Raw genomic sequence first — 1,463 nt, 5'->3', positions numbered from 1 at the left:
ATTTTATATTCGTTAAAATCTGCGATAATCAAACTACTAATATATCCTATATTATCCTGATCGTCGTCCGTTATTTCACCATTATATATAAACAATAGTTTGATAGTAAAATTTTCCAACGCTACATATAACGCACGCATATTTTGCGTAATTTCACCTTGTAATGCTCTTTTGGTTGACAATAGAATTTTGGTGTCCATAATTAATCCTTATCAATTTTAATTTGGTTTGCTAGGCACTATGTGCGCACCATTTTTACTATAATGGACTATCCCTTTTGTAGTTGGCAATTTATTTCCAGCTTCATCAATATAATAGCCTATCACTTTTCCAAAATCAATTCTTTCTTTTGACCCAGCTAAACCAATTCTTATATTATTTACTTGCTGTCCTGTTCCTAATTTTGGCAATAGATCTTCTATATTTTCAGTCAATATACTTCTTGATATACCACTTTGATTGGCAGTTTTAAATTCATTAGTTCCTTGTATGTGTTTATTTTGTTTATTCATATCTATTTTTATATTTGTATTACTATTTACATTGCTTTCTTTTAACTTCTCATCAGCCTTAACTACATTTTTTGAGCCTTTTACTATAGAGTAAGCTCCGCCTATTAACATATCTATGCTAACGCTAGCTGATAAATCAGAAGCTAATTTTATATCTTTTTTTCTTTGTTCATCATTACCTTTATTATTTTATCTAATAAATCTTTGGCTATATATTCACTAAGCCCCTCTTTTATTCCCTTTGTAAAGTTATCTTTTACTTCATTACTAGCTACCGATATAGCTGTTTTAAGTAGTCCTTGTGTTGCCACCTGTATTACAAATATACCAGCTACCGCATTACTTTCGCCTAACTGGTTGACGATAGAATTTTGGTACTCATAATTTTAATATTTATTGATTTTAGACTACCATAAATATATATCTTTTGTATTTCTTAATGCGATTTTTATAGCAAACCAACCATTATCTAAAATATTTTTATAAAAATAATAAATTTATAAGCAATAAGCATAAAATCCTCTATCATCATATATATCAAATAGCATAGAGAATTGATCATCAAACTTTATAAAAAATTGAACTCTAATATTTAGTGACGGTTCTTTTGCTAATTCAAAATTAAAATGTCTCAACAAGATAAGATCGATAAATTTAGTATCAATCTTATCTTGCTCTATAAATATAATGCCCGGCCTAATACCATTTTTATAGGATTTTATTTTTTATAATTCCAAAAAGCCAAACAACTTTCTAGCACCTCGTCTTTTTCCCAAAAAAGGATTTTATACACAATATTTCCGACTAAATTTTTATTAGAAATTAAAAATTTAATCAATTCTATTTTTTTACTGACACAAACATTTTCAAAATCAAATTTCGATTTTATCACACACTTTTTATTTTTATTTTTGAGTAAAGTTTTAAATTCTTTATCAAAATTTTCTGAAT

4 protein-coding genes are annotated in these 1,463 nt (G+C 27.0%); all 4 read right to left on the bottom strand.

The genetic code is table 11. The annotated features are described in order from the left end of the window. A partial coding sequence (locus CYP84_RS04700; protein ID WP_219809661.1) for a hypothetical protein occupies nucleotides 1-200 on the bottom strand: 200 nt, incomplete at its 3' end. An 18-nt stretch (nucleotides 201-218) separates the two neighbouring features. Further along, on the bottom strand, nucleotides 219-623 hold the full coding sequence (locus CYP84_RS04695; protein ID WP_103636838.1) for a polymorphic toxin type 50 domain-containing protein: 405 nt from the start codon (nucleotides 621-623) through the stop codon (nucleotides 219-221). Between the two features lie 38 nt (nucleotides 624-661). Next, nucleotides 662-823 (bottom strand): hypothetical protein, encoded by a 162-nt coding sequence (locus tag CYP84_RS10730; RefSeq protein ID WP_180996381.1) that lies wholly within the window; start codon nucleotides 821-823, stop codon nucleotides 662-664. Nucleotides 824-1,230: 407 nt separating this feature from the next. Beyond that, nucleotides 1,231-1,463: hypothetical protein (locus CYP84_RS10725; protein ID WP_180996380.1), on the bottom strand; the 233-nt coding region annotated here is incomplete at its 5' end.

It is taken from the genome of Campylobacter concisus (assembly GCF_002912425.1).
GTDB lineage: Bacteria > Campylobacterota > Campylobacteria > Campylobacterales > Campylobacteraceae > Campylobacter_A > Campylobacter_A concisus_AH.
The sequence above is the reverse complement of the archived record's forward strand: the minus strand, read 5'-3'. Positions and strand labels throughout refer to the sequence as shown.

Excerpts from the sequence above, each read along its gene's own strand:
- CYP84_RS04695 (WP_103636838.1), bottom strand. The coding sequence starts at position 623 with ATGTTAATAGGCGGAGCTTACTCTATAGTAAAAGGCTCAAAAAATGTA.